4 protein-coding genes are annotated in these 6,563 nt (G+C 68.0%); all 4 read left to right on the top strand.

What is annotated here, in order from left to right; all coding sequences use genetic code 11:
• The first annotated feature begins 204 nt into the window (after positions 1-204).
• The 4 genes from folE to ACM0PY_RS20640 all read left to right on the top strand — a co-directional run bounded on the left by folE (position 205) and on the right by ACM0PY_RS20640 (position 6,483).
• Complete coding sequence (gene folE / locus ACM0PY_RS20655) at positions 205-816, top strand: GTP cyclohydrolase I FolE (RefSeq protein ID WP_414609516.1); 612 nt, start codon at positions 205-207, stop codon at positions 814-816.
• A gap of 112 nt (positions 817-928) precedes the next feature.
• A complete protein-coding gene (locus ACM0PY_RS20650; protein WP_164093654.1) occupies positions 929-2,398 on the top strand; it encodes a DUF3375 domain-containing protein in 1,470 nt (489 codons plus the stop codon).
• Positions 2,385-3,086 carry a DUF4194 domain-containing protein gene (locus ACM0PY_RS20645; RefSeq protein WP_180885192.1) on the top strand — a complete coding sequence of 234 codons (702 nt, stop codon included), beginning with the start codon at positions 2,385-2,387 and terminating at the stop codon, positions 3,084-3,086. Before ACM0PY_RS20650 ends, ACM0PY_RS20645 begins: the two co-directional genes overlap by 14 nt.
• Positions 3,087-3,102: 16 nt before the next feature.
• Positions 3,103-6,483, top strand: coding sequence for an ATP-binding protein (locus ACM0PY_RS20640; protein WP_053496750.1), 3,381 nt, complete (start codon positions 3,103-3,105; stop codon positions 6,481-6,483).
• Positions 6,484-6,563 lie beyond the last annotated feature (80 nt).

Below are 6,563 nucleotides of genomic sequence, written 5' to 3'. Positions count from 1 at the left end.
TGTGATGTGCGTATATTTGGCCCAATCCATGGCCCCAACGAGCCCCCATGGACGGGTTTACGGCGTGTCCTGCGCAGCCCCCTCTCCCCCTCCAAACCGATAGCAACGAGGCGCCGCAAGAACCCCCCGATGAACCGTCCCCACAGGACGACCCACCCCCCGGTCGGGTACGATGCTCGCCCCCCGTTCGGGACGCTGTACGCAATGAGCAAGAACAACGAAAAGGCCGCCCCGCAGGGCGACGTGACCCAGGACCAGGCCGAGGATGCCGTGCGCACCCTGCTGCGCTGGGCCGGTGAGGACCCGTCCCGCGAAGGCCTGCTGGATACCCCCCGCCGTGTCGCCGAAGCCTATGGCGACTGGTTCAGCGGTTACCGCGATGACCCGCCCGCCTACATGGAGCGCACCTTCGAGGAAGTGGCCGGCTATGACGAACTCATCGTCCTGCGCGACATCGAGTACGAAAGCCACTGCGAACACCACATGGCGCCGATCATCGGCCGCGTGCATGTCGGCTACCTGCCGGCCGGCAAGGTGGTGGGCATCAGCAAGCTGGCCCGCGTCGTCGAAGCCTACGCCCGCCGTTTCCAGGTGCAGGAGAAGATGACCGCGCAGATCGCCCAGTGCATCCAGGATGTGCTGCAGCCGATCGGCGTCGGCGTGGTCGTCGAGGGCGCCCACGAATGCATGACCACCCGCGGCATCCACAAGCGCGGCGTCAGCATGGTCACCTCCAAGATGCTGGGCAGCTTCCGCGACGACGCGCGTACCCGCGCCGAGTTCCTGCGCTTCATCGAAGTGGGCGGCAAGCGCTGAGCCGCTTGACCGCACTCCGCCGGCCTCTGCGGGCCGGCATGCCCACGGCTGCCCGCGCGGCCGCCGCGGGCGGCTGCTCGTCCCCGCCAGCCCTCATGACTCCTTTCGCTGCATGAAGCACCGCGAACGCATCTCCCGTTACCGCCATCTGCGCGAACAGCCCCAGTGGAAGCTGCTTGCTGCCGACCACGCCCCGGAAATCATCGGCCTGCTGCAGGGGCTGCTGATGGACGGCGAGCGCACGCTGCCGTCGTCGGTGCTCAACGAGCGCCTGCAGCGTGCGCTGGATCAGCTCAACGGCGACGAACTGTCGCGCGAGCTGCCGCGTACCGCGCAGGCCTATATCGCACACTGGCTGGCCCAGGGCTGGCTGGAACGCCGCCTGCCCGACGGTGCCGACCAGGAGCAGTACGAGCTGTCGACCGCGGCACTGCAGGCGATCCGATTCGCCGACGGCCTCGAGCAGGCCCGTGTGGCCGCCACCGAGAGCCGCCTGGCGCTGGTCATCGAACAGCTCTCGCAGCTGGCCGCGCAGACCGAATCCGATCCGGACGCCCGCCTGTCGGCGCTGCGCGACGAGCGCGACCGGATCGACGCCGAGATCGCCCGTGTCGGCGCCGGCCGTGTGATCGCGCTGGACGGCAAGCGCGCGCTGGAACGTGCGCGCCAGATCATCGGCCTGGCCGACGAGCTGACCGAGGACTTCCGCCGCGTGCGCGACGACTTCGAGCAGCTCAACCGCGAGTTCCGCGAACGCATCATCGACGACGAGGGCGAGCGCGGCGATGTGCTGTCGCAGCTGTTCGAAGGCGTGGACGTGATTGGCGAAAGTGATGCCGGGCGTAGCTTCCAGGCCTTCTGGCGCCTGCTCAACGACGCCGAGCAGAGCGCCCAGCTCGATGCCGCGCTGGAAGCGGTGCTGGCGCGTGGCTTCGCCCGCCGCCTGGACCGCAACGAACGCAACTTCCTGCGCGGCTTCACCAGCACCATGCTCGAGCGCGGTGGCCAGGTGCACGATGTGCTGCAGAACTTCGCGCGCAGCCTGCGCGGCTTCGTGCAGAGCCGTGGCTATCTGGAACAGCGTCGCCTCAACCAGCTGCTCAAGCAGGCGCAGTCCGAAGCGCTCGCTCTGCGCGACGAGTTCCCCGCACAACGCGGCATCGGCCGCGACCTGCAGCTGACCACCAGCCGCCTGCGCTCGTGGTCGCAATGGAAACTGCACGATCCGCGCAGCGCCCAGGTCGATGGCAACGTCGAATACAACGACGCAGCCGCGATCAGCCTGGAAAGCGTTGGCGATCTGGTCGCTTCGTCCGAAATCGACTTCCGTACCCTGCGCCGCGACCTGCACGACCTTCTCGATGCGCAGCCGCGGCTCAGCATCGCCCAGGCCCTTTCGCAGCGCGAAGCGCCGCAAGGTCTTGGCAGCGTCATCGGCTACCTGTCGCTGGGCACGCGCTTCGGCAACGTGATCGCCGGCGAGCAGGAGCTTGCGCAATGGCGTGGTGGCGACGGCCAGATCCGTCGCGCCCGCATCCCGCTGGTTTGGTTCACCCAGGAGAGACGCCATGAGCTGGCATGAAGATCCCATCGACGCACCGCAGGCCGACGTGGCGGAAAACGCCTACGAGGCCGAGCCGGTGGCGGCCGTGGCGCAGCCCCGCCGTGGCAACGACGTGTACTACCTCGGCGATACCGGGCGCCTGCCGCTGGATGCGCGCCGTGCGCTGTGCCAGCTGCTGATCGGCCCCAGCATCGACCAGCTGCGCCACGCCAAGCTGTGGCCGGCGCTGATCCGCAGCGAGGCGGCCATCCGCTCGTCGCTGGCCGACCTGTTCCTGGAACTGGTGCTCGACCGCGACAGTGGCGTGGCGTTCACCCGCCAGGCCGATACCGAAGACGTCGATGCGCCGGTGCTGCTGCGCACCTCGCCGCTGACCTTCATCGACTCGGTGCTGCTGCTGTACCTTCGCCAGCAGCTGGCCGAGGCCGATGCGCGCGGCAACCGCGCGGTGGTCGCCGATGCCGAGATGGCCGAAGCGCTGGCCATCTACGAAAAGAACCTGTCCACCGACCGCGCCGGCTTCAACCGTCGCGTCGCATCGGCGGTGCAGAAGATGAAGGACAACCACATCCTGACCCGCCTCAGCGGCCAGGAAGACCGCCACGAAGTCTCGCCGGCGCTGAAGCTGCTGTTCTCCGCCGAAGACGTGTCCCAGCTTTCGGCGGTCTACCGCCAGCTGCGTGAAACCCCGGCCGCCGAGGCCTGAGAGACCCGACCATCGCATGGCTATCTCCAAGCACACTCCCGCCCTGTTCAACGAAGGCCTGCCGGACCCGCGCCTGCAGCAGTTCCGCATGCGCCGCCTGCAGGTGCACAACTGGGGCACCTTCAACGGCCTGACCGAAGTACCGATCGCCGAGCGCGGCTTCCTGTTCGTCGGCCGCTCCGGCTCGGGCAAGTCGACCCTGCTCGATGCCATGTCCGCGCTGCTGACGCCACCGGCCATCGTCGACTTCAACGCCGCTGCACGTGAAGCCGAGCGCAGTGGCCGCGACCGCAACCTGGTGTCCTACGTGCGCGGCGCGTGGGCCGACCAGCAGGACAGCGGCACCGGCGAAATCGCCACCCAGTACCTGCGCAAGGGCGCGACCTGGACCGCGCTGGTGCTGGAATACCGCGCCGGCGATGGCCGCGTGGTCAGCCTGGTGCGCCTGCTGTGGATCTCCGGCAACGGCACCTCGGCCGGCGATGTGCGCAAGCACTACATGATCGCCGAGCGCCCGTTCGACATTGCCAAGGACCTCGGCGGCTTCGACCTGGACCTGCGCAAGCTGAAGCAGAAGCTGCCCGACCTGCACCACTTCGACACGTTCTCCGGCTACGCAGAGCGTTTCCGCGACCTGCTCGGCATCGACAACGAGATGGCGCTGCGCCTGCTGCACAAGACGCAGTCGGCGAAGAACCTGGGCGACCTCAACGTCTTCCTGCGCGACTTCATGCTCGACACGCCGAAGACCTTCGACGCCGCCGAGCGCCTGGTCAGCGACTTCGCCGAGCTTGATGGCGCGCACCAGGCGGTGGTCACTGCCCGCCGTCAGGTGGAAACCCTGTTGCCGGCGCGCGCCTACTACAACGATCTGAAGGAAATGCACCGCCGTCGTGGCGACGACGAAGCGCTGAAGCTCGGTGTTGACAGCTTCCGCGAAAGCCGGCGCCAAGCGCTGATCGAGGCGCGCCTGCGCGAGATGGACGTACGTGACCGCGGCCTGCTTGGCGAAGAAGCCCAGCGCCGTGCCGCACTGGACAATCACACCGAGCGCCTGGCCGAACTGGAGCTGCAGCGCCGCCAGCAGGGCGGTGAGCGCATCGAGGAACTGGAACGCGAGCAGGGTCGTGCCGAAGCTGAGCGCGACCGCCGTCAGGCCAAGCGCGAGCAGGCACGCCAGGCGGCGCAGCAGCTGGGGGCCGAACTGCCGGACGACGCCCATGGCTTCGCCGAACTGGTCGAGCGCGCACAGAACGAGCTGCAGGACCGCCAGCGTGCCTCCTCGGCACTGGACGACGCGATCAGTGACCGCCTGGGCGGCAAGCGCGATGACGAGCGCCGCTTCGGCGAGGTCCGTGCCGAACTTGAAGCGATGCAGCGCACGCCCTCCAACATCCCGGCGCCGATGCAGAAGCTGCGCGCGCGCCTGGCCGAGGAAACCGGCATCGCCGAGGCGGCACTGCCCTTCGTCGGCGAACTGATCCAGGTCCGCTCGGAAGAGCAGGGCTGGCAGGGTGCCATCGAGCGCGTGCTGGGTGGCTTCGCGCTGTCGCTGCTGGTCGACGACAAGCATTACAACGACGTCGCCGAATGGGTGAACCGTACCCACCTTGGCATGCGCTTCACCTACTACCGCGTGCGCCGCAACGATGATGCATTCGCCCGTGAGCCGTCGGCGAAGTCGCTGCTGCACAAGCTTGAACTGCGCGAGCATGTATTCGAAAGCTGGCTGCGCCGCGAGCTGGGCAAGCGCTTCGACTACGAATGCGTGGATGCCAAGCAGCTGCGCAACGTCGACCGCGGCATCACCCGCGAAGGCCAGGTCAAGCATCCCGGCGACCGTTTCGAGAAGGACGACCGCAGTGCGGTGGGCGACCGCCGTCGCTGGATCCTCGGCTTCAACAACCACGACAAGGTGGGCGCCTTCGAGCGCGAAGCACAGGAACTGGCCAAGCGCATCGCCAGCTGCGAGACCGACATCGCGCGCCTGCGCGGGCAGCGTGACCGCGACAACGAACGCCGCCTGGCCTGCCACGAGCTGGTCAGCATCAGCTGGAACGAGATCGACATCGCCGCTCCGCAGCAGCGCCTGAGCGATATCGAAGCCACCCTGCGCGACCTGCGCGAAGGCAACGCCGATCTCGCCAAGCTGGCCAAGCAGATCGACGCCGTGCGCGCCGACATCGAGCAGTCCCGCCGCACCTATGAAGACGTCCGCGTCGAGCGCGGCCAGCTGGTCAAGGAACGTGATCGCCTGGACCGCGCACGCCAGCAGAGCCGTGCACTGGTGCTGCCGAGCCTGGCCCAGGAGCAGGAAGCCGGCCTCGCCGAGCGCCTGCAGGAACAGGGTCCGCTCAGCCTGGAAACGCTCGAAGCGCACATGCGCCAGGTCAGCAACGCGCTGAACGAGCAGTTGTCGTCCTCGCAGCAGGACCTCAACCGCATCGAGAACCAGCTGATCGGCTGCTTCCGTCGCTTCATCCAGCAGTGGCCGGAGGAGTCGGGCGACTTCACCGTGTCGGTGGCCTCGGCCGAGGACTTCCTCGCACGCCTCGAACGGCTGGAACGCGACGGCCTGCCACAGCACGAAGAGCGCTTCTTCGACCTGCTGCAGAACCAGAGCAAGAACAACCTGCTGGCCCTGCAGCGCCACAGCGCAGAGGCCCGCAAGTCGATCGGCCAGCGCCTGGACGAGGTGAACGCCAGCCTGGAGCAGGTGCCGTTCAACCGTGGCACGCTGCTGACCATCGAACTGAGCGACCGCCGCCTGCCGGAGGTCGCTGAGTTCCACCTGCAGCTGCGCGAGGTGCTGTCGCAGCAGCAGACCGAGCAGCGCGAGCTGGCCGAATCGCAGTTCACCGTGCTGCGCCAGCTGGTCAACCGCCTCGGCTCGCAGGAAGGCGAGGACAAGCGCTGGCGCGAGCTGGTGCTGGACGTGCGCATGCACGTGGAGTTCATCGGCGTCGAGCTGGATGCGGAAACGCGCCAGCAGGTCGAGATCTACCGCAGCGGCGCCGGCAAGTCCGGTGGCCAGCGCCAGAAGCTGGCCACCACCTGCCTGGCAGCAGCGCTGCGCTACCAGCTCGGCGGCGCTGACAGCCAGCTGCCCAGTTACGCGGCGGTCGTGCTCGACGAGGCCTTCGACAAGGCCGACAACGAGTTCACCGCGCTGGCGATGAACATCTTCGACAACTTCGGCTTCCAGATGGTGGTCGCCACCCCGCTGAAGTCGGTGATGACGCTGGAGCCGTTCATCGGTGGCGCCTGCTTCGTCGAAATCAGCGGCCGCCACGACTCCGGCGTACTGCTGATCGAGTACGACGAAGAGGGCAAGCGCCTGAAGCTGCCGGAGCGCAGCCGCCAGCAGGCCAACGAACCGGAAGAAGCCGAGGCCTGACCCGGCCGATTGAAGGGGAATGCCGGCCAGCGGCCGGCACTACCCCGGGGGGGGGGCGGGGAGCCCGGCCGCCCCCCCCC

It is taken from the genome of Stenotrophomonas sp. BR163 (genome assembly GCF_047520985.2).
Classification (GTDB): domain Bacteria; phylum Pseudomonadota; class Gammaproteobacteria; order Xanthomonadales; family Xanthomonadaceae; genus Stenotrophomonas; species Stenotrophomonas sepilia.
Note: the sequence above shows the minus strand (reverse complement) of the source record. Positions and strands in the feature narration are given on the sequence as shown.

Coding starts and splice junctions, on each gene's coding strand:
- folE (WP_414609516.1), top strand. CDS start 205: ATGAGCAAGAACAACGAAAAGGCCGCCCCGCAGGGCGACGTGACCCAG.
- ACM0PY_RS20650 (WP_164093654.1), top strand. CDS start 929: ATGAAGCACCGCGAACGCATCTCCCGTTACCGCCATCTGCGCGAACAG.
- ACM0PY_RS20645 (WP_180885192.1), top strand. CDS start 2,385: ATGAGCTGGCATGAAGATCCCATCGACGCACCGCAGGCCGACGTGGCG.
- ACM0PY_RS20640 (WP_053496750.1), top strand. CDS start 3,103: ATGGCTATCTCCAAGCACACTCCCGCCCTGTTCAACGAAGGCCTGCCG.